Origin of the sequence: Shewanella avicenniae (genome assembly GCF_017354945.1) — a bacterium.
GTDB lineage: Bacteria > Pseudomonadota > Gammaproteobacteria > Enterobacterales > Shewanellaceae > Shewanella > Shewanella avicenniae.
The window spans coordinates 2,738,110-2,760,471 of sequence record NZ_CP071503.1; the positions used below are offsets into that span (position 1 = coordinate 2,738,110).

The 22,362-nt window shown below is 46.6% G+C and carries 19 protein-coding genes; 5 read left to right on the forward strand and 14 right to left on the reverse strand.

Going from position 1 to position 22,362, the window contains the following annotated elements; genetic code table 11:
- Positions 1-25: 25 nt before the first annotated feature.
- The 8 genes from rseP to rpsB form a co-directional block, all read right to left on the reverse strand.
- Positions 26-1,408 carry a sigma E protease regulator RseP gene (rseP, locus tag JYB87_RS12100; protein WP_207353750.1) on the reverse strand — a complete coding sequence of 461 codons (1,383 nt, stop codon included), beginning with the start codon at positions 1,406-1,408 and terminating at the stop codon, positions 26-28.
- A gap of 16 nt (positions 1,409-1,424) precedes the next feature.
- Complete coding sequence (ispC, locus tag JYB87_RS12105; RefSeq protein WP_207353751.1) at positions 1,425-2,612, reverse strand: 1-deoxy-D-xylulose-5-phosphate reductoisomerase; 1,188 nt, start codon at positions 2,610-2,612, stop codon at positions 1,425-1,427.
- 5 nt (positions 2,613-2,617) lie between these two features.
- Entirely contained in the window at positions 2,618-3,475 is an 858-nt protein-coding gene (locus JYB87_RS12110; protein WP_207353752.1) for a phosphatidate cytidylyltransferase, read from the reverse strand.
- Positions 3,476-3,486: 11 nt separating this feature from the next.
- Positions 3,487-4,323 (reverse strand): isoprenyl transferase, encoded by an 837-nt coding sequence (locus JYB87_RS12115; RefSeq protein ID WP_207353753.1) that lies wholly within the window; start codon positions 4,321-4,323, stop codon positions 3,487-3,489.
- A gap of 82 nt (positions 4,324-4,405) precedes the next feature.
- Positions 4,406-4,927, reverse strand: a complete 522-nt coding sequence (gene frr, locus JYB87_RS12120) for a ribosome recycling factor (RefSeq protein WP_407695849.1) — start codon at positions 4,925-4,927, stop codon at positions 4,406-4,408.
- Between the two features lie 63 nt (positions 4,928-4,990).
- Positions 4,991-5,722 carry a UMP kinase gene (pyrH, locus tag JYB87_RS12125; protein WP_207353755.1) on the reverse strand — a complete coding sequence of 244 codons (732 nt, stop codon included), beginning with the start codon at positions 5,720-5,722 and terminating at the stop codon, positions 4,991-4,993.
- Between the two features lie 70 nt (positions 5,723-5,792).
- On the reverse strand, positions 5,793-6,644 hold the full coding sequence (gene tsf, locus JYB87_RS12130; RefSeq protein ID WP_207353756.1) for a translation elongation factor Ts: 852 nt from the start codon (positions 6,642-6,644) through the stop codon (positions 5,793-5,795).
- Between the two features lie 121 nt (positions 6,645-6,765).
- Entirely contained in the window at positions 6,766-7,491 is a 726-nt protein-coding gene (gene rpsB / locus JYB87_RS12135) for a 30S ribosomal protein S2 (protein WP_207353757.1), read from the reverse strand.
- A 357-nt stretch (positions 7,492-7,848) separates the two neighbouring features.
- Between rpsB and map the strand changes: the two genes are divergently transcribed.
- The 3 genes from map to dapD are packed head-to-tail and all read left to right on the forward strand — an operon-like array spanning position 7,849 to position 12,088.
- Positions 7,849-8,649, forward strand: a complete 801-nt coding sequence (gene map / locus JYB87_RS12140; RefSeq protein WP_207353758.1) for a type I methionyl aminopeptidase — start codon at positions 7,849-7,851, stop codon at positions 8,647-8,649.
- Positions 8,650-8,672: 23 nt separating this feature from the next.
- Complete coding sequence (gene glnD, locus JYB87_RS12145) at positions 8,673-11,246, forward strand: bifunctional uridylyltransferase/uridylyl-removing protein GlnD (protein WP_207353759.1); 2,574 nt, start codon at positions 8,673-8,675, stop codon at positions 11,244-11,246.
- Positions 11,247-11,263: 17 nt separating this feature from the next.
- Entirely contained in the window at positions 11,264-12,088 is an 825-nt protein-coding gene (gene dapD, locus JYB87_RS12150; RefSeq protein WP_207353760.1) for a 2,3,4,5-tetrahydropyridine-2,6-dicarboxylate N-succinyltransferase, read from the forward strand.
- Positions 12,089-12,163: 75 nt separating this feature from the next.
- Here dapD and recN read toward each other — a convergent pair whose 3' ends face one another.
- Positions 12,164-13,825: a DNA repair protein RecN gene (recN, locus tag JYB87_RS12155; RefSeq protein WP_207353761.1), complete on the reverse strand. Its 1,662-nt coding sequence runs from the start codon at positions 13,823-13,825 to the stop codon at positions 12,164-12,166.
- A gap of 176 nt (positions 13,826-14,001) precedes the next feature.
- Between recN and JYB87_RS12160 the strand changes: the two genes are divergently transcribed.
- Complete coding sequence (locus tag JYB87_RS12160) at positions 14,002-14,895, forward strand: LysR family transcriptional regulator (RefSeq protein ID WP_207353762.1); 894 nt, start codon at positions 14,002-14,004, stop codon at positions 14,893-14,895.
- A 50-nt stretch (positions 14,896-14,945) separates the two neighbouring features.
- Here JYB87_RS12160 and JYB87_RS12165 read toward each other — a convergent pair whose 3' ends face one another.
- The 4 genes from JYB87_RS12165 to JYB87_RS12180 form a co-directional block, all read right to left on the reverse strand.
- Positions 14,946-15,917: a PstS family phosphate ABC transporter substrate-binding protein gene (locus JYB87_RS12165; protein WP_207353763.1), complete on the reverse strand. Its 972-nt coding sequence runs from the start codon at positions 15,915-15,917 to the stop codon at positions 14,946-14,948.
- 132 nt (positions 15,918-16,049) lie between these two features.
- A complete protein-coding gene (phoR, locus tag JYB87_RS12170) occupies positions 16,050-17,339 on the reverse strand; it encodes a phosphate regulon sensor histidine kinase PhoR (protein WP_207353764.1) in 1,290 nt (429 codons plus the stop codon).
- A gap of 75 nt (positions 17,340-17,414) precedes the next feature.
- Positions 17,415-18,104, reverse strand: coding sequence for a phosphate regulon transcriptional regulator PhoB (gene phoB, locus JYB87_RS12175; protein ID WP_207353765.1), 690 nt, complete (start codon positions 18,102-18,104; stop codon positions 17,415-17,417).
- 186 nt (positions 18,105-18,290) lie between these two features.
- Positions 18,291-19,220 (reverse strand): porin, encoded by a 930-nt coding sequence (locus tag JYB87_RS12180; protein ID WP_207353766.1) that lies wholly within the window; start codon positions 19,218-19,220, stop codon positions 18,291-18,293.
- 293 nt (positions 19,221-19,513) lie between these two features.
- Between JYB87_RS12180 and rdgC the strand changes: the two genes are divergently transcribed.
- Positions 19,514-20,428 (forward strand): recombination-associated protein RdgC, encoded by a 915-nt coding sequence (gene rdgC / locus JYB87_RS12185; RefSeq protein ID WP_207353767.1) that lies wholly within the window; start codon positions 19,514-19,516, stop codon positions 20,426-20,428.
- A gap of 58 nt (positions 20,429-20,486) precedes the next feature.
- Here rdgC and JYB87_RS12190 read toward each other — a convergent pair whose 3' ends face one another.
- The gene (locus tag JYB87_RS12190) at positions 20,487-22,271 is read right to left on the reverse strand and encodes a M61 family metallopeptidase (protein ID WP_207356690.1); all 1,785 of its coding nucleotides are present in this window, start codon (positions 22,269-22,271) and stop codon (positions 20,487-20,489) included.
- Positions 22,272-22,362: the final 91 nt, after the last annotated feature.

Consider the following 22,362-nt stretch of genomic DNA (forward strand, 5'->3'; position numbering starts at 1 on the left):
CTTCTAATTATTTGTCAGTCCTTGCTCAGAGTCGGGCAAAATCGTTAAACAGGGCGATGCTCATCATTACTAACAGCAACGCCGCCCCAAATCTGAATCCAATTTCCTGAATCCGCTCGGAAACAGGCTTACGGGTAATCACTTCGATGAAGTAATACAGCAGGTGTCCTCCGTCTAATACAGGTAAAGGCAACAGGTTAATAATCCCGAGATTTACACTGATTAGCGCAAGAAAACCTAAAAAATATACCAAGCCAATATCGGCACTACTGCCCGCACCTTGGGCAATTGAAATCGGGCCGCTAAGACTTTTAACAGAAACATCACCAGTAAACAATTTGCCGATCATCTTGGTGCTAACCACCACCAGTTGCCAGGTTTTATCCGCTGCCATGCTGACAGCTTCTACCGGGCCATACTGCAGATCGATTTTCATGTTCTCAGGCCACTCTGGGAGCTTAGGCGCTACCCCGATGAATCCCTCTGTCACGCCGTTATCATTGAGGCGCCCTTGAGGCGTTATCGACAGCGACAGTGATTGACCATCACGCATCACTGATAACGGTATAGTCTGATTGGGTGAGGCTTTAATTAGTTCAACAAAGCGTGTCCAATCGGTAAATTCTTCGCCATTAATGGAGCTAATGACATCACCGACCTTAAGACCAGCTGCTTCAGCAGCGCTGCCTTTATTCACAACGGCAAGTTCGGGGACTAAATTCGGGCGATAAGGGATTAACCCAAGAGTGCTAATCGGCGACTCTTTTTCAGGATTAAATTTCCAACGACGGATATCCAATTGAACGGTTTTGCCCACAGCGGTTGCATCACTGTCAGGCGCAATTAACTCTGCAACTGGTGTTAACGTTAACGACAACGACTCTTCACCAATGTGACTGACTAAAGCGAGATTAACTTCTTCCCAGTTACGTACGCTCTGACCTGATACAGCAGTAATCTGCTGCGGTTGAGTGACGTTTAGCACTGCGGCGGGGGAATTAGGATTTACCGATTGTAAAACAGGTTTAACTGCCGGCAAGCCCAGCAAATACATAAAATAGAGCGCAATAATTGCAAAGATAAAGTTGGCGATAGGACCAGCCGCTACGATGGCAATTCTCGCCCAGACGCTTTTACGGTTGAACGCCTGATCGACTTGGTCGGCCGGTACGTCTTCTACCCGCTCATCGAGCATTTTAACGTAGCCACCGAGCGGGATCATACCAATGACATATTCAGTACCATCTTGACCGACACGGCGCCACAACGCCTTACCAAAGCCTACTGAAAAACGAAGCACCTTTACGCCACAGCGACGTGCAATATAAAAATGGCCGAACTCGTGAGCGGTAATCAAAATGCCCAGTAGTACGACAAACGCTGCTATGTTGCGTAAAATCTCAATCATTCGGTGCTTTCAATCCTCAACTAAGGTGCTTAATAAATTCGTCTGCGTAACGACGGCATTGTTCATCGAGCGCTAGAATATCAGCTATCGAATCCAGTGGCGATTGCGGCACGATATTCAAACAGTGCTCATTAACTCTCACGATGTCCGTAAATCCAATCTGCCCCGCTAAAAATGCCGCGACGGCACGTTCATTGGCCGCATTGACAACCGTGGTTGCCTCCTGACCTTTGCGACTTGCTTCCATCGCCAAGGCTAAACAAGGGAATCGATTGAAATCAGGCTCAAAGAAGCTCAATTGTCCGACTTTGAAAAAGTCCAAAGGTTCCACGCCCGAGCGAATTCTTGTTGGATAGGCCATACAATGCGCAATGGGTGTACGCATATCAGGATTTCCGAGCTGCGCCAGCACACTACCGTCGCAATATTGCACCATAGAGTGGATAACACTTTGAGGATGGATAACGACTTGGATCTGTGCGTCGGTCGCATTGAACAACCAGCGCGCTTCGATATATTCCAAGCCTTTGTTCATCATGGTGGCGGAATCAACCGAAATCTTCGGTCCCATCGACCAGTTTGGATGCTTAATGGCTTGGGCCGGTGTCACATGTGCTAATGATGCAAGATCCGCCGTTAAAAATGGCCCGCCAGAGCCTGTCAGCAATATCTTACTGATACCGGAGGCTGCTAAGTCACATTTCCCCAATGCATGTTGCGCTTCAATGGATAAACACTGAAAAATCGCATTATGCTCACTGTCTACTGGTAACAAGGTGGCACCATACTCGGCAACGGCATCAATAAATAACCGCCCTGACATTACCAAGGCTTCTTTATTGGCCAATAGCACGCGCTTTCCTGCTTTTACCGCTGCCAATGTGGGCTGCATACCTGCAGCCCCCACTATTGCTGCCATCACGCTATCAACTTCAGTACTCGTCACCAGTGATTCTAATTCGTCAGCGCCAGTGGTGACCTCAACGCTAAGATGGCCAATCCTCTGCTTTAACTGCTGCGCTGCGTCTGCGGAAACCATGTGAGCCACTTTTGGAAGGTATTGCTCACAGAGGGCGACCATTTTGTCGACGTTGGTGTTGGCGACCAGCGCATACACTCGATATTGCGTAGGGTTTTGACTAATAACACTGAGCGTGCTGGCACCAATAGAACCGGTGGCACCGAGGATCACCATTGATTGCATAGTGGTTACATCCAAAAAGCGAGATAGAGAAGCGCAAACACAGGTAACGCAGCTGTGAGACTATCAATGCGGTCTAATACGCCACCGTGGCCGGGGAGAATGGAGCCAGAGTCTTTAATTTTGGCCACACGCTTAAACATACTTTCAGAGAGGTCGCCCAGCGCTGACGCTAACGCGGTGATCAGGGTAACAACAATGACTAACTGCCACTCTTGCTCTGGCGAGTAATACATCACCCCAGCAACCACGATTAATGTGGTTAATAAGCCGCCGAACAGACCCTCAACGGTTTTACCAGGGCTAACACGGGCAATCAGCTTGGTTTTACCAAAGGTTTTGCCGGCAAAGTAAGCGCCTGAATCCGCCGCCCAAACCACTAACATCACCAACAACAGCAAAGTGCCGCCCATGTAAGGATTAGCTTGTGTATCAAGCGCCTTAATCACAGAAAGTCCGGCAAAACAGGGCAAAAGCGTCAACTGACCAAACATTGACTTCAACATATGGTTGCTCTGCCACCAACGACTACTGCCGGGAAACGATACGACCAGCACCAGTGCAATCAACCACCAACAAGCCCCGAGTAGCAGTAGCGCTAACATGACGGGATGAAGATGACCACGCAGCCAAATTTGATCGGCAGGAACAATCAGGTTTATCGCCACCAATACGGCCGCGATAGTCGCTGTAAAGCTCCATTTAGTGACTTGGCAGTTCGGGTCAATAATGCGACCCCATTCGCGGGCGGCAATAGCAAAAACGGGCACTAGTACCCATGAGAAATAGAGCGAAGGAAGGTAAAAAATGGCCCCTAAGACAAGAGGGATCAACCAAATTGCGGTTATTATACGTTGTTTTAGCAAAAGAATTCCTCTTACAGGCTCTGCTTACTCTTCATTGTTTCAATCTGTTTGCCGGTGAGACCAAAACGACGTTGCCGGCTATTAAAGATCTCAATTGCCTCTTTAAATGTCTGCTCGTCAAAATCTGGCCATAACGTATCGGTAAACACGAGTTCCGCATACGCGACCTGCCATAGCAAAAAGTTGCTGATTCGGTAGTCACCACCGGTGCGGATCATTAAATCAACTTCGCACTGATTGTGCATGCTTAAATGCTGACTTAATGCCTCTTCAGTGAACTGTTCGCTGTCAATTTCACCAGCTGCGAATTGTTCAGCCATTTTTTGAGCAGCTTGAAGTATATCCCAACGGCCACCATAGTTAGCAGCTACGTTTAAAATTAATCCTTGGTTATCTGCAGTTTGTTGTTCTGCTTTTTGGATTTGACGCTGTAAACGTTCAGAAAAACGACTGGTATCCCCGATGATGTTCAAACGAACACCGTTCTTTGACAATGTTTTAATATCGCGTTGAAGGACGGTCAAAAACAGCTCCATCAACAAACTGACTTCTTTGTCTGGTCGGCGCCAGTTTTCACTTGAAAAGGCAAACAGGGTAAGGGATTTAATCCCGATTTGACGCGCCAAACTGACAGTGCGACGCACCGCCTTCACCCCTTCTTTATGACCCAATACTCGGGCTTTTCCGCGCGACTGCGCCCAACGGCCATTGCCGTCCATAATAATAGCGACATGGCTGGGGATATTTTGATTTACCAGATCGCAAAGATTATCTGGTAGTTGTTCAGATGTCTGACACTCCGAGCTTGGTAATGTGATATCAGCTGCAGTCTCCATCTTGGATGACATCGAATTTAAATCCCTAATAAAATAAAAACGCCGCGTAGTATAACGCTACACGGCGCTTCAAAACCAGTTTAACAAGGCAATATCAGACTTCCATCAACTCGGCTTCTTTTGCAGCCAGAATCTCATCGATGAGCTTAATGAACTGGTCGGTGATTTTTTGAATTTCATCTTCGCTGCGACGCACATCATCTTCTGTGCACTCTTTGTCTTTTTCGAGTTTTTTCACATCAGAGTTAGCGTCACGACGCACGTTACGAATCGCGATACGGCCGTTTTCAGCCTCTGCACGAACAACTTTGACCAAATCACGACGACGTTCTTCAGTCAGTGCTGGCAATGGGATACGAATCGTTGCGCCAGCAGACATTGGGTTCAGTCCTAGGTCTGAACTCATGATGGCTTTTTCAACAGCTTGAATCATTGAGCGGTCAAATACGTTTACGGCCAGAGTACGGCTGTCTTCAACCGAGATATTACCCACCTGTTTCAGAGGAGTCATGGTGCCGTAGTAAGAAACCTGAATGGAATCCAACAATGCAGGATGTGCACGACCGGTGCGAACCTTAGACATTTGTCCTTTGGTTGCCTCTACACATTTTTCCATGCGGGTTTTCGCATCTTTTTGAATGGTTTCAATCACGTTAGATTTCCTTTTATTTAATATCTATTACCCAGCGTTGACCAAGGTACCCTCAGAGGTATCCCCCATGATCACTCTGCGTAGTGAGCCTGGCTTATTCATATTGAACACGAGGATGGGCATATTATGATCCCGCGCCATCGTAAATGCAGCCAAATCCATCACTTTTAATTCTTTATCGAGCACTTCGCCGTAGCTCAGTGTGTCATATTTTGTTGCATCAGGGTCTTTCATTGGGTCTGCAGTGTAAACCCCATCAACCTTGGTGCCTTTTAGCACGACTTCCGCCTCAATTTCAATGCCCCGTAGACATGCTGCAGTATCAGTCGTAAAGAATGGGTTACCTGTACCCGCAGAGAAAATCACTACACGGCCAGATTTTAGCAAGCTAATGGCTTCAGCCCAATTATAAGCATCGCACACGCCGTTAAGCGGAATGGCAGACATCAAACGTGCATTGACATAAGCACGGTGCAACGCATCACGCATTGCCAAGCCATTCATTACGGTCGCCAGCATCCCCATGTGATCGCCAACAACGCGATTCATGCCCGCTTTGGCAAGCCCTTCGCCACGGAAGAGGTTACCGCCGCCGATAACGACGCCGACTTGAATACCGAGTTCCACCAACTCTTTAATTTCCTGTGCCATGCGATCCAATACTTTTGGATCGATGCCGAACCCTTCTTCACCCATCAGGGCTTCGCCGCTTAATTTTAATAGGATACGTCTAAAGGCTGGTTTTGGATTGGTACTCATATTTTTCAGTCCTAGTCATAATAAGACCGCAGCAATTGCCGCGGTCTTTGATGTTGAAGAAAAGCGATTATTAAGCCTTTTTAGAAGCTGCGATTTGAGCAGCAACTTCAGCCGCGAAATCTTCTTCTTTCTTCTCAATACCTTCACCCACTTCTAAGCGGATAAAGTTAGTCACAGAAGCGCCCTTCTCTTTCAAGAATTCGCCAACAGACTTTTTAGGTTCCATGATGAATGGCTGACCAGTCAAAGATACTTCACCGGTGAATTTCTTCATACGGCCTTCAACCATCTTCTCAGCGATTTCTTTTGGCTTGCCTTCGTTCATGGCGATTTCAACCTGAACTTCACGCTCTTTAGCAACCACTTCAGCTGGTACGTCTTCAGGGTTGATGTACTCAGGCTTAGAAGCAGCAACATGCATAGCCAGGTGCTTCAGAGTTTCTTCGTCAGCAACACCAGTCACCACTACACCGATACGGTCGCCGTGGCGATAAGAGGCAACGTTTTCGCCGTCGATGTATTCAACGCGACGTACGTTGATGTTTTCGCCGATTTTAGCAACCAGTGCAACACGCGCTTCTTCAAACTGTGCTTTCAGGTCTTCAACGGTCACTTTACCAGCAGCAGCCACTTCCAGAACTTGGTTAGCGAAAGCCAGGAAGTTAGTATCTTTTGCTACGAAGTCAGTTTGGCAGTTAACTTCCAGCAGAGCAGTGAAACCAGCACCTTGCTTGATCAGGATGGTACCTTCAGCAGCGATGTTACCGGCTTTCTTAGCAGCTTTGGCAGCGCCACTCTTACGCATGTTTTCGATTGCCAGTTCGATGTCGCCGTCAGTTTCAGTCAGCGCTTTTTTGCAATCCATCATGCCTGCGCCAGTACGGTCGCGCAGTTCTTTAACTTGGGCAGCAGTAATTGCCATTGTTAAATCCTCAATTGATAATTCGAAAAAGTTACCAGTAATACTTAAAAAACAGGGGCCATATGGCCCCTGTTAACCAAAGCATTTCGGCTAATAAGGGAGATGTATTACATCAACCTTATTATTCAGCTTCGATGAAAGCTTCTTCAGCTTGAACAGCCAAATCCTGACCACGGCCAGCATTAACTGCAGCAGCAACAGAGTCAGCATACAGGCGAATTGCGCGCATTGCGTCGTCGTTACCTGGAACTATGTAGTCAACACCAGCTGGAGTTGCGTTAGTATCCACAACAGCTACAACTGGAATACCCAGGTTGTTAGCTTCTTTGATAGCGATGTGTTCATGGTCAGCACCGATTACGAAGATCGCATCAGGTAAGCCGCCCATGTTTTTGATACCGCCCAAAGATTTTTCAAGCTTTTCCAATTCGCGGCTGCGCATCAGAGCTTCTTTCTTGGTCAGTTTGTCAAAAGTGCCATCTACAGATTGAGTTTCCAGATCTTTCAGACGCTTGATTGATTGACGAACGGTTTTCCAGTTAGTCAGCATACCGCCTAACCAGCGCTTATCAACGTAGAACTGTTCACAAGAAATTGCAGCTTCTTTAACAGCTTCGCTTGCTGCACGCTTGGTGCCTACAAACAGAATTTTGCCTTTTTTAGAAGCAGTGTTGCTCAAGAAAGCCAAAGCTTCGTTGAACATTGGCACAGTGTGCTCCAGGTTGATGATGTGTACACCGTTGCGAGCGCCGAAGATGAATGGCTTCATCTTAGGGTTCCAGTAACGGGTTTGGTGACCGAAGTGTACACCGGCCTGCAGCATATCGCGCATAGAAACTGTAGTCATTTTCAATACCTTAAAGTAAAGGGGTTATACCTCCACGTATCCCATGTATCCGACCTAAAAAGGCACCCCGGCACATGTGTCGACACGTGTGTGATTTCGTAATTAAATTATTTGCCATATAATGGCCGCCATCTTTCACTCAGCTTAGACTCAACTTGAGGAATATTCCCCAGCTTGAGACACTAACTTCCGAGTCAAATCTAACGGCGCGCTTTATACCATAATTCGCCTCAAAAGACAAACCCAAAACTGGTTTGATTTCGCCATAATTTTTGGATTCGGAAGCCTGGAGTGTTAATTTAACTTGCTCTTAAATAAGCTAAAATTGCGTCATTCATTGACAGCTTGAGAATTATTATGACTATCACAATTAAAACTGCTGAAGAAATCGTAAAGATGCGCGCGGCCGGCAAATTAGCCGCTGAAGTTCTGGAAATGATTGCCCCATTCGTCAAACCTGGTGTCACCACCAATGAATTAGACGAACGTTGTGCCAAATTTACTGAGGAAGCAGGCGCGATTTCAGCCCCCTTGAACTACCACGGTTTCACCAAATCAATCTGCACCTCAATTAACGAAGTCGTCTGTCACGGCATTCCAAGTGATCGTCAGCTTAAAGAAGGCGATATCATCAACATGGATATCACCGTTATTAAAGACGGCTATCATGGCGACACCTCAGCCATGTTCTTAGTGGGTGAAGTATCGGCAAAAGACAAACGTTTGTGTTTATTGGCACAAGAAAGCCTCTATGCCGCGATTCGCAAAGTGCGTCCCGGGATGCAGCTTGGTGAGATTGGTACCACTATCGAAAAATTCGTCAAAAACAGTAAAAGTGGACTGGAGAAGTTTTCTATTGTTCGTGATTACTGCGGTCACGGTATTGGCGCGGGCTTTCATGAAGAACCACAAGTGGTCCATTACCGTAACAATGATCGCACGATTATTCGTCCCGGCATGTGCTTCACCATCGAACCCATGATCAATGCAGGCCGTTACCAAACAGTGCTAAATCACGAAGATGGCTGGACTGTATCCACTGCCGATGGTAAAAAATCAGCGCAATGGGAACATACTCTGCTGGTCACAGAAACGGGTGTTGAGGTACTGACATTGCGCAATGACGAAGACTTCCCTCGCATCATCAACCACAAATGATTGTTTGCCATTGAAGGATCATAATGACTAACGCACAAGCGGTAAAAGCCCTACTTAACGAGCACTTACAAACACTGAGCAAACGTTTTATTGCCAGAGAAAAAATTAGCGAATTAGTGAAGGAGCGCACCCGCTTTGTCGACGATTTATTGGTCGAACAATGGCAACAAGCTGGTTTGGTGAACGACGGTATTGCCCTTATTGCGGTCGGTGGCTATGGCCGTGGCGAGTTGCTACCGCATTCTGATATCGACCTGCTGTTTCTCGTACCGCCAGTGCTCACCGCAGATGAAGAAACCAAACTGTCGCAATTCATTGCGTTTCTTTGGGACACTGGACTTGAGATTGGCCACAGCGTACGTACTCTTGGTCAGACCTTAGAGCATGGTCGCGGCGATATCACCATTGCCACCAATTTGTTAGAAGCCCGTTTGCTTGCGGGGCCAGAATCAGTATTTAAGGTACTTTACGATAAAATCCGTGAAGACAGCTTTTGGCCCTCCAGCGTGTTTTTTCAAGCTAAACGTGATGAACAGCGTCAACGGCACGATAAAGCAAACGCCTTTGACTTAGAGCCTAACCTCAAAACCTGCCCAGGTGGATTACGCGATATCCATACCGTAGCGTGGGTGGCAATCCGCCACTTTAACGCGGCTAACCTCACTGAACTCGTTGCCCATGACTTTCTTGAACCGCAAGAGCTAGATGAGTTGCTAGAAAGCCAGAATTTCTTATGGGAAGTAAGATTTGCGCTGCACATGACGGCAGGTCGAGATGAAAACCGCCTGTTGTTCGACTTGCAGCGACAAGTGGCAGAATTTTTAGGCTATAAAGACGGTACCCAACTGGGAGTTGAGCAGATGATGAAGCGTTATTACCGTACGGTAAGACGGATCATGGAGCTCAACGAGATGTTGCTTCAACTGTTTAAGCGCGCAACGCTTGGCGATACACATGCGTTAGAAATTCAATCGATTGATGACAACTATCAACGTCGTGGTCGGTTTATTGAAGCGCTCAAGCCAAACATTTTCGAGCAGCCCCATGAAATTGTGCGCTTATTCCTTTACGTTGCTCGCAATTCCAATATTCACGGAATTTATGCGCCAACCCTGCGAGCATTGCGTAATGCTCGTCGGCTATTAGTACAGCCGCTAATGGAGTCGGTAGAATCACGCAAGGTGTTGATGGAAATCCTCAAACACCCACGGGGCATTTTTGCGTTTTCTTTAATGCACAAACATGGGATTTTGTCGGCCTATCTACCGGCATGGCGCGCGATTGAAGGTCAAATGCAATTTGACCTATTCCACGCTTACACCGTTGATGAACACACACATCGACTGCTGCTCAACATCGATAAGTTCTCCCAGCAAGAGCAACGCGATGAGTTTCCGTTAGGAGCGGTATTGATCAATCAACTACCCAAAAAGGGTTTGTTGGTACTGGCCGCAATTTTCCATGACATTGGAAAAGGCCGCGGGGGTGATCACAGTAAACTCGGCGCGGTAGATGCACTGGAATTTTGTCAGTTGCATGGATTAAATAGCCACGATGGCCGTATGGTAAGTTGGCTCGTTGAAAATCACCTAACCATGTCGATTACCGCGCAGAGACGTGATATTTCAGATCCAGATGTCGTTGCAGATTTTGCCGACAAAGTAAGAGATGCATCGCACTTAAGCTATCTGTATTGCCTGACCGTCGCCGATATCTGTGCCACCAACGAACATACATGGAACAGTTGGAAAGGATCACTGCTGCGCGATCTCTATTATTCTGCTCAGCGCGTACTGGCTCGCGGCAAAGAAAAGCCCGTCGATATTCGAGGTCGCGTGAGAGAACATCAAGCGAAAGCGAAAAAAGAGCTCTTACGCAGAGGCATTAAAGAAAAAGCGCTGGATGATTTATGGCATCGCTTGCGAGCGGATTACTTCCTACGCTACCAACCCACCCAAATTGCATGGCATGCAGAAGCAATATTAAAACATCGTAACGACGATGAGCCCTTGGTGCTGATTTCTAAACATATGACACGTGGCGGCACTGAACTTTTCATTTACTGCAAAGACCGTCCAAAACTGTTCGCAACAGTGATGGCAGTACTGGACAACAAAAACATTAACGTTCACGATGCGGGCATCATGATGACAAAAGATGATTTCGCACTGGACAGTTTTGTCATTCTTGAGCAGGATGGAGCCCCTGTTACGCAGCTATCCCGTATCCAAAGTATTCGCAAAGCGCTAGAAAAGGCCCTTGCAGATGTACCGAAGATGCCTAAGTTCCGTAAGATGGCGCGCATAATGAAACCATTCAACGTTGCCACTCAAGTAGGTTTTATCCCGAGTAAACGCCAACGTACCACGATGATGGAACTCATCGCCCTCGACACCCCGGGGCTACTTGCTAAAGTCGGCGAAATTTTCTATCGCTGTGGGTTTACGTTGCAATCAGCCAAAATCACTACCATTGGTGAGCGGGCTGAGGACTTTTTTATCTTACAAACAGTGGATGGCAAAGCGCTGGATGAACAACAGCAGCGCCAACTGCAAGATGCATTAGTTACAACTTTAAACAATCAATCAACGCAATAAAGAGTTAGGAGAATACAATGGAGGCTTTACGCCAACGCATTGAGGCGGCTTTTGAAGCCCGCGCGACGATCAGCCCAGCAACTGTCGAAGCTTCGTTGAAAGCTGATGTCGAAAAAGTCATTGATATGCTTGATCGCGGCGAAGTTCGCGTCGCCGAAAAAATTGATGGCGAATGGCATGTGCATCAATGGCTGAAGAAGGCGGTATTGCTGTCGTTCCGTATTTTCGACAATGCTGTTGTTGAAGGCGCTGAAACTAAGTACTACGACAAAGTACCAATGAAGTTTGCTGATTATGACGAAGCGCGTTTCCGCGAAGAAGCTATTCGTGTAGTACCACCAGCAGCGGCTCGCAAAGGTTCATTCATCGCAAAAAACACCGTGTTAATGCCATCTTATGTGAACTTAGGTGCCTACGTTGATGAAGGTACAATGGTAGATACATGGGCAACCGTAGGTTCATGTGCTCAGATCGGTAAAAACGTTCACTTGTCTGGTGGTGTTGGCATCGGTGGCGTATTGGAGCCACTGCAAGCAGGCCCAACGATTATCGAAGACAACTGCTTTATCGGTGCTCGCTCAGAAATCGTAGAAGGTGTGATCGTTGAAGAAGGTTCAGTGATCTCTATGGGCGTATACATCGGTCAAAGCACCAAGATTTATGACCGTGAAACCGGCGAAGTACACTATGGTCGCGTACCAGCAGGCTCAGTGGTAGTTTCAGGTAACTTGCCATCAAAATGTGGTAAGTACAGTCTCTACGCCGCTATCATCGTGAAAAAAGTAGATGCCAAAACGCGCGGTAAAGTGGGTATTAACGAATTACTGCGTATCGTTGACTAAGTTACTCAACGCTTTCGCTTAAAAAAATGCCAGCCTTCATCAGGCTGGCATTTTTGTTGCTGCAACGGTGAGTTGTTAATCTGCGAGCAACTCACGTGCGTTGGCAAGTGTATTGCTGGTAATAGTATCGCCACCCAGCAGGCGCGCCAATTCTTCAATACGCTGTTCGCGAGTTAATGGCACCATCGACGTTTCAGTCATCCCAGCCTTGCTTTGTTTAGCAACAAACATTTGCTGATGACCGTTTCCAGCCACTTGGGGTAAGTGGGTCACGCAGATCACTTGGGTGGAGTTGCCCAGTTGCCGCAACATACGCCCAACCACAGCAGCGGTTGGCCCAGAAATCCCAACATCAACCTCATCGAAAATCAAGGTAGGAGTGGCAACCTTCTGCGATGTAATCACTTGAATGCCTAAACCAATACGTGAAAGCTCACCACCCGATGCCACTTTAGATAAACTGTCTAACGGCTGGCCAGGGTTAGTACTCACTTTAAAATCAACCGTATCACTGCCGTGAGACGATATAACTGCTTCGTTAAATGCTACATCAATAACAAACTTCGCTTTTGGCATATTGAGTTCACGCACAGAGTCAGTGACCAGCTTGTCTAACGCCTTAGCATGGCGCTGACGGCTACTACTGAGCTTTTGTGATGCTTGTTGATATTGAAGCAGATAAAGTTCAACTTGCGTTTGCAGCTGCTCTAGCAGCTCGTCATTGGAGTCTAAAGATGCGAGCTCCGCAATTAACGATTGATGATGCTGAAAAAGCGCTTCTGGCAACACATGATGTTTACGACTTAGCTGCATCACTTTTGATAAACGAGCTTCAAGCTCAGCAAAATATTCAGGATCAATTTCCAAGTTATCAGCATAGTGCTGTAACTCACTACGGCTTTCCTGAATTTGGATAAGCGCTTCATTAAGCATGTTATTGACTGAACTGAGCTTGTCATCATAACTCACCAGCTCTTCTGCAAGGCTAAGTACTTTATTGAGCATCGACTCAAGGTTTGCTTCATCATCTTCGCTAAGTAGCATCAAACTGGCTTGTACGTTTTCAACTAATGAGGTGCTATTAGCTAAGCGCTTGTGCTCGTTTTCAAGCTCACTGTATTCGAACTCACCTAGTGCAAACTCATTCAACTCTTCAACTTGATAACTAAGGAGCTGGCGCTTAGCTTGTCGTTCCTGAGCACTCTGAGATAGCTCTGCTAGTTGTTGCTCTGCATGACGTAAGTTGTGGTAAGCCTTGGTTGTAGCCTCCAGCAGTAAATTATGTCCCGCATAGCTATCTAGTAGCACTAACTGCTGATCGCCACGCAATAATGCATGATGCGCATGTTGGCCATGAATACCGATCAACAAGTTTCCAAGCAACTTTAGCTGCGCCACGGGAACAGGATTGCCATTGATATATCCGCGAGAACGTCCGTCGGCCGTCACCGTGCGACGCAGAATACATTCGTTATCGAGTTCAAGATCATTATCTTCTAGCCAACGTTTAGCCAACGGCACGTCCGCGAGCGAGAACCGCGCACTGACTTCCGCCTTATCAGCACCGGGACGAACAGCACTCGCATCAGCTCGGTTTCCCAAACACAACCCTAGTGCATCAATCGCAATCGACTTACCCGCACCCGTTTCACCAGTGATAGTGGTCATTCCAGCACTAAAATCTAACTCTAAAAACCGAACGATGGCATAATTTGTTACGCTGAGTTGGCAAAGCATAATGGCCCCCGAAGTACTGTATTGATAAACAGTATATACTGATTTTTTATACAGTAAATATACTGTGCAATTTTTTCTCAACCACAGTTTTTCGCAAGTTCATTGCAGTAAACTTCAGCGGAATCATTGGTTATTTTAGGATCAGCATAGATTTATGCTCATCAAAAAGGACGCTCATGTCAGGTCAGCAAGCTGCTGAATTTCAGTTAATTTACCTTTTCGTGCACTTGGTTAATGCGGGAAGTTTTTCCGCTGCTGCCAAAGAATTGTCGATGCCCGTTGCCACCGTAAGTCGAAAGCTGGCCAAGCTTGAAGCTGTCCTAAACGAGCAATTACTGATGCGCAGTACGCGCAAGTTGAGGTTAACTGAAGAAGGGCTGGCATTATTTCAAAAATATCAGGCGCTGATAGCGCAATTCGATGCCTTGAACGGCGCGCCAGAAACGCCTGAGGGTACATTACGTGTTTCAGCGCCCATCTCGATTGTCACCGCGCTATTTATCGATGTATTTAACGAGTTTTGCGATAACTATCCTGACATCCGCTTGCATATTGTGCAAAGCAATGAAGAGTTTGACCTGATTGATGAAGGAATTGACGTGGCAATTGTGGGAGGCACACAACCCGACTCATCGTGGATATCACGTTCAATGGGCGTGTTAGATTATCGCCTCGTTGCATCACCGGATTACCTCAAGCAAGCGCCAAGGCTCAATCACCCACGCCAACTTGAACAACATCAAATCATTAAGGCTTGGCCGCTTTATAACTTTTCCTTACGCCATCCGAGCGGTGAAAGTTTTTACTATGATGGTCCAGCAAAACTCACATTAACCGATCTTAACGGTGCCATTATTGCGGCAGAACACAATGGCGGCATACTTTATGGCCCAGAGTTATTTGTAAAACAGCAACTTTCAGATGGACGGTTACAGATCTTGCTACCTGAATGGCGCTGCGAAAAACGCCGGATTTCACTACTGCAACATCAACGCAGCCAACAGCCGCTTAAAGTGAAATTGTTTATCGACTTTATGCTGAGTAAAGCACAAACAATTTTTACCTCATGATGAATACAACAAGGCCCCGAAGATCGGGGCCTTGTTGTATCTGCGAGCTTTTACAAACTGATCCCCGCTTTAGCGAGATCTTTGTCGATTACGCTCATAGGCAACGAAACGTAGCCATCTTTTTCAACCACCATCTGGCCTTGCTTCGAAAGAATATATTTCAGAAATTCGCGCTGCATTGGCGTCAACGGCTGATTTGGGTGTTTGTTAATATACACATACAGGTAACGAGACAACGGATATTTGCCACTGGCGGCGTTTTCAGGTGTCGCTTCAATATACTCTTCACCTTGTTTGGCCAGCGCTACCGCTTTAACCCCTGCGGTTTTATAACCTATGCCTGAGTAGCCGATCGCATTGAGTGATTGAGATACTGACTGCACCACCGATGCACTACCAGGTTGCTCATTCACACTCGGCTTGAAATCACCCTTACACAATGCGTGATCTTTGAAGAAACCATAAGTCCCAGACACCGAGTTACGACCATACAGCTGAATGTCTTTTAAGCCCCAAGCACCGGTCAGCCCCAAGTCACTCCAACGAGAGAACTCTTGTGAGCCACATTTGTGCGTTGATGAAAAAATGCCATCAATCTGCTCCATATTGAGTCCTTTGATAGGATTATCTTTATGAACAAAAACGGCTAAAGCATCAATAGCAACACGGATTTTGGTCGGCTTATAGCCGTAGTGCTTTTCAAAGGCTTCTTCTTCGTTTGGCTTCATCGCACGGCTCATTGGGCCGAACTGTGATGTACCTTCAGTCAGTGCTGGCGGTGCAGTTGATGAGCCTGCAGCTTGGATCTGCACATTCACATTGGGATAGATATGCTTAAACTCTTCCGCCCACAAGGTCATCATGTTGGCTAAAGTGTCAGAACCAACGGAAGAAAGATTGCCCGAGACGCCACTCGATTTTTGATAAACTGGCAAGCTTGGGTCGACAGCAGCCAAGGAAGAGAAAGAAAGTAAGCTAGAGGCTAATAACGTGAGCGCGCCAGCTAGAGGATTCAGTTTCATCTTTACTCCGGTGAGGATCAGAAATTATCGATTAAATTAACGTCAGTATTTCGAGCTTTCATCACCATTTTATGACCAAATAATGACAGTTAGATGACGAACGAGATGTTCGATTTAGAAGTCCAATGGCAACTACACGACTAAATGCTGCGGAATAATAAAACTAAAGGTACTGCCCTTCCCCAGCGTACTATTAATGACGAGCTCGGTGTGATGATGGCTAAGTGCATGTTTTACAATAGCCAAGCCAAGGCCTGAACCCCCAGTTTGTCTTGAACGCGCATTATCGACGCGATAAAAACGCTCGGTTAGTCGTGAAATATGTTGTTGAGCTATCCCGATGCCACTATCAGTCACACTGAACATGGCGCCAGTGGCCACTTGTTGCCAACGTATATGAATCGTCCCACCCGGCTCAGTGTAACGAATCGCATTAGAGATAAGATTTGAACAGGCACTACGTAGTTGCAATTCGTCACCATGAACATTTAACTGCGGGTCTACCTCAAAGGTGACTTGATAATCATCACGCGCTAATGCTTCGGCCTCGGTGCGTAACAGGGCCACCATCTTTTGCATATCGACCACTTTTTCGAGGTTAATTTCTGCAGAGTCCTCGATACGCGATAACACCAATAGTTGCTCAACCATAGACTTCATGCGGGTGGCCTGCTGCTGCATCAAGGTCAAAGCTCGTTGGTTGGGATCATCCTCATCCGCCATACTCTGCATAACTTCGAGGTAACCTTGCAGTACAGTAAGCGGTGTTTTTAATTCGTGGGAAACGTTGGCCACGAAATCTTTGCGCATTCCCTCCAGCTGACGCACTCGGGTGACATCACGCGCAATCAACAGCATTTGTTGTTCGCCGTAAGCAATAATACGGATTTCAAGTACGCGCTTCTCTGATACAGGTGACGGCAGAGCGAGGGGATCATCAAATTTTCCCGCTTTGATATAGGCAGCAAAGTCAGGATGGCGGATCAGGTTATCCACCCGTTGGCCATTATCTTGAGGCCAAACTAAGCCCAACATCAACTGGGCTAATTTGTTACACCACAAAATATTCAGTCCGGCATCAAGCACTACAGCAGCATCTGGCAGCGCTTCGGCACCTTGGCGAAATCGACCAAGTAATCCAGCAAGTTGACTAACACGCTTGCGGTTTTTGCCTTGCAGACGGTAAATACCGTTAAATACGCCTTCCCAGCTACCGGTGCCTTGTGGCGGTGTGAGTCGACGGTCTTTCCACAACCAATGATTAAGCCTTATCAACTGACGATAGTGCCAAGTGAGCACTAGCCCCATTCCGATACACAGCACCAACAGCAGATGTCCGCTTACAAGTCCGACTAATAAACACCCCAGCAGATAAAATGCTAAGCGAAAAAACAGTCGGTATCCTGAATAGGAATCAAACATAGATTATTGCGCCGTCAGGTAAGGCCTACTTAGCCCAACGCCCAGCATGGGCGTCAGCTAATTAAAACAGGTTGATTAAGTGCGGGCTGAAAAACGGTATCCAGCGCCACGTACGGTCTGGATCAGGCGGTCGTGTCCAGAAGGCTCAACAGCCTTACGCAAACGACGAATATGCACATCCACTGTACGATCTTCCACATATACGTTAGTGCCCCAAACGTTATCAAGCAATTGCTCGCGAGAATATACACGCTCTGGGTGCGTCATAAAAAAGTGCAGCAAGCGAAACTCCGTCGGCCCCATGTCGAGTACAGACTCACCCACCGTCACGCGATGGCTCACAGGATCGAGCATCAAACCTTGCACTTCAATGGTATCTTCCAAACGGGTTGGCGCCGCACGACGTAACACAGCTTTGATACGTGCAACTAACTCTTTCGGTGAAAAAGGCTTGGTAATGTAGTCATCAGCACCAACTTCTAAGCCCTTCACTTTATCTTCCTCTTCACCACGCGCAGTGAGCATGATAATCGGAATTTGGCGAGTAAATTCATCTTGCTTCAGGGTCTTAGCAAATTGGATGCCGCTACCACCTGGAAACATCCAATCCAGCAGAATGAGATCGGGATAGGGTTCCTTTAGCTGTGCAGATGCAGATTCAAAATCTTCGGCTGTGGTCGTCGCAAAGCCATGTTGTTCCATCACAAACGAAAGCATCTCTCGAATGGCGGCTTCATCTTCAACAATCAAAATTCTTGCAGTCATGGGTGCTTCTTTAAGTAAAATAACACGCTGCTATTATTAGACAAATTTATGACAGATTTATGAATAACCAGCAACTTATCCGTCATATTTCTTTTATTCTACAGTTATTTTTGCCAAAACGCCTCATGCGCTAGAAAAACAAAAAGCCAGTCTATTTGACTGGCTCTAGCATCGACTTAGCTGAGCTTAGAACTTGTGTTCCAGACCCAAACCAACATAGCTTTCATCGTCAGATGAACCTTCCATAGAGCGTGAAGTGTAGAACGCGAACAACTTAGTTGGCTTAGCCAGTTTGTAGTCGCCACCCACTGACCATGAATCGCCAGTGTCATCCATGTCTTGGTATTGTGCTTTTAATGTTACAGCATCGATGCTGTAAGCAGCACTGACCAGGTAACCCTCGATGCTGTCTGCATCGCCTTCAGATTTTTCTTGAGACTGCCACATTGCACCCAATGTCAGGTCAGCCACTTTACCTTGTACACTAGCGCGAACGGTGTCATAACCTTTTACTTTTGAGTCATAAGCGATAGCAGCGTAGATTGGGGTTTTCTTCAGACCTGCATCACCGTACATCAGCGCTGCAGATACACCGCTTTCACCGTCTTGGCTGTTTGAAGCTTCAGCAGCATAAGTAACACCCAACTTCACGCCACCCAAAGAAGGTGAAACGTAGTTTACAGTTTGTTCGATACGGTTGTCGCCTTTGAACAGACTCTTCAAGTCACCAGATAAGTCGTTGAATTGGTCTACGTTACCTTGAGAAACTTTCAGCATAGTGTCTTGACGACCAACTGAGATTGCACCGAAATCGCCCTTCAGACCCACAAACTGGCTGCGTGCTTTGAAGTTGTTGCTGCTGCTGTCATCGGTAGCAACTTCATATTCAACTTGATAGAAAGCACTCAGTGCGTTGCCCAAGTCATACTCACCTTTAGCGCCGAAACGTGAAGCATTGCTTTGCACCGCAGTTTCTGATTCAACACCATCATCATTTGACTGTACTGTTACGTTCAGTTTGCCGTAAACAGTCAGTGGATCAGCTGCATATGCAGAGGTAACACAAGCAGAAGCGATAGCGGTAGCGAGTAGGGTTTTGCAAATAGAGTTCATCATTATTTCCTTTCGACGTTATGTTCGTCTTGGTTATGGATTTGGAACGAGCGAAAGTGTGCAGATGACGTGTTGCAGTTTTATTTCACAGCGACCTAACGCGGTAGTCGATTTATTTTTTTTTGCCAAATTATTTTCTAAAAACCTTTACTGGCGCGGGTTTAGGACATATACAAAGAAATATGACATTTTAGTTAAATCTTTGAATTTGTGGATCTTGATGAATTTTTATCCAAGGTTTACGGCGAAAAACAGATGGCTTACACTGCCGACTCCATTTTGAATGAGCAGCGAATATGTGGTTTAAAAATCTAACTCTCTACCGTTTTAACAAACCTTTTTCTATCGAGGCTGAACAGCTGGAAAAAGCGTTGGATGAATTTGTATTTCATCCCTGCTCAAGCCAGGACATCAGCAAATTTGGTTTCACCCATGCCCTTGGCAAGCTGGGGCAATCTTTGGTGCATAGCGCGGAGAACCGCCATCTTATTTGCGCGACCAAAGAAGAGAAGATTCTGCCATCACAAGTGATCCGTGAAGCATTAGATGAGAAAGTGGCGCATCTTGAAGCTGAAGAACAGCGAAAAATTACCAAAAAAGAAAAAGACGCACTGAAAGATGAAATCACCACGACACTATTACCGCGCGCGTTTAGTCGTCGTAGCCAAATTCGTGCGTTAATTTTGCCAGAGCAGCAACTCTTGTTAGTCGACAGCAGTAGCGCAACCAAAGCTGAAGAGTTACTCGCACTGTTACGTAAAGCGATTGGCAGCTTACCAGTCGTCCCCGTTAGCTTTAGCACTCCGATAGAAATCCAGCTTACTGATTGGTTGAAGCAGGGTGAGCTTCCGGTACCGTTTTACCTGTTGGACGAAGCTGAACTGAAATCAGCCGCAGATGATGGTGGGATCGTACGGTTTAAGCAGCAAGATTTGACTGAGGACGAAGTATTAGCCCATGTTGAATCGGGCAAGCAAGTACACAAACTGGCTATCCAATTTGAACAGTCTATTCAGTTTGTACTGCAATCTGATGCTGGTATTCGCCGTTTGAAGTTTGCTGAAGAGTTTCGTGCCCAAACTGATGATGTTGCAGGTGAAGATCCCTTGGCCAAGCTCGATGCCGACTTTGTGCTGATGAGCAGTGAAATTATCGTGCTACTCAACACCTTGATCGCTAAGTTAGGTGGATTTGAAGAGCAAGCCATTTAAGAGCTCCCAAATAAACAAAAAGCGCCGCGCGGCGCTTTTTGTTTATGCTCTGGCTGAATTAATCTGCCTTTTTAAAATTGCCATCACTGTCAAATGGCCAGTCGATACCCAGCCATGCTTCGAACAATGCTTTTTGTGAACGTGCAGCTTTATCCAACGGTTTGATCGCTAATTTACCTGCCGGTGTTTCAGCTAAAGTAACCACGTAAGTTTGCAAGGTGTCATCCTTAAACAGGGTCACACTAACCTTATCACCAACCTTAAAATCTTCTATGCGCTTTTCAAAACCGTCCGCGGTCACCTTTAGGCCATTAATTGCAACCAGTTCATCTCCCGCCGCAATACCAGCTGTCCAAGCCGGTCCATTGCGCTCCACCGAGGTAAACTTAAGACTAGTGCCACTGACGCTAGCCCCAATAAAGGCTTTCGTTTTTGCGTCTTTGCCGTAGCTTAGTGCTAAGCCTGCATGTTCAAGCATCTCATTAAAATCATAGCTCACTGGCGACTCGACATTTTTCGACCACCAATCGCTATAATCTCGTTTAGTGAGCTGCTGCAACAAGGTTTTAATTGTCTGAGCGTTGTAGCCTTTTGGAATTGCATAGTCACGGTAAAGCAGTTTATGCACATCACGATAAGAGGCTTTAAGTTTTGAGTCACGTAGCAGCTGATAATCCAGCGCCATCGACACTAAATACCCTTCAGAGTAGATGTTAATACTGTGATTACTGGCGTAATCGCCGCTGGTTGCCACCCACTCACCTAAACTAGTTTCTGCAACGGATTGCTGCTCGCGCCCTGGCGTATGCTGATTGCGTTCAATACGCTTGGCAATATCCTCTAAAAACTCTTTAGCGCTCATCACGCCTGCACGTAATAGCAATTGATTTTGGAAATAGCTGGTTGAGCCTTCTGCCATCCACAGCAGATCACTCATATTTTCTTGTTGAAAATCGTAGGGTACTAATCCTTCAGGACGGTAGGCTTTTACGTTCCAAGTATGAATAAACTCATGCGAGGCGGTACTAATAAAGCGAAGATAATCCTTACGCTCCCTGAAACTAAAACGCGGCAGTTGGATCACCGTCGAGTTGATATGTTCTGTGGCACCGCGAGCACCACTGGTGGCATGTACAATAAACAGATAACGTTCAAACGGATATCCCTGCCAAATATCTTGTGACTTCACGGTAACTTTCTGTAAATCTTTCACCATCTGTTCGATGTCAAAGTTACCTTCGCCCCACACCACCAGCTCGAAAGCTTTGCCGTCTGCAGAGAAATTACGATATTGGCTGATCCCTGTTTCAATCGGCGAATCGATCAACACATCATAGTTATCCGCAACAAAAGTGTGCGGTTTAATGCCAGCTGCCATGCCTGAATAGCTTTTCCAGTTTTCTGGCACAGTTAACGCTACTTGCACCGGCTGATCGCGAAAACTCGGGCTGTACATCATCACCCCACTGGCATCTAAATATGCATGGGTATTGCTGATGTCACGTACACGCTGCCCCAACTCATTGGCATATAACTGGTAAGTAACGGTGACTTGTGAGGGTTGCTCAAGTGCAACCTGCCACTCACCGCTGGCGGTGCGTTGCCAAGTTAATGGTTGGCCATGCTCATCCTTGGCCACAAAATTGCGGATTCCGTCAGCTAAAGGCAACACAGTGTATTTTCCGGTGCGCCACACCGGCAGATTCACCTGTAACTGACGCTCATTGGTCATTGGAAACGACACTGACACTTGCGCCAAATGATGTTCTGGGTCGGTAATATTGACCTGATACAAAACATCTGCCCAGGCCATTGGCGCCATACTCACACTGGCTAAAAACATGGCACACTTAGTCGACAAACTGCTGATTTTCACGCGAAATCCTTGCTGAATCATTGTTGAAATGCGGAATCCAGAGTATAACAACTCCACG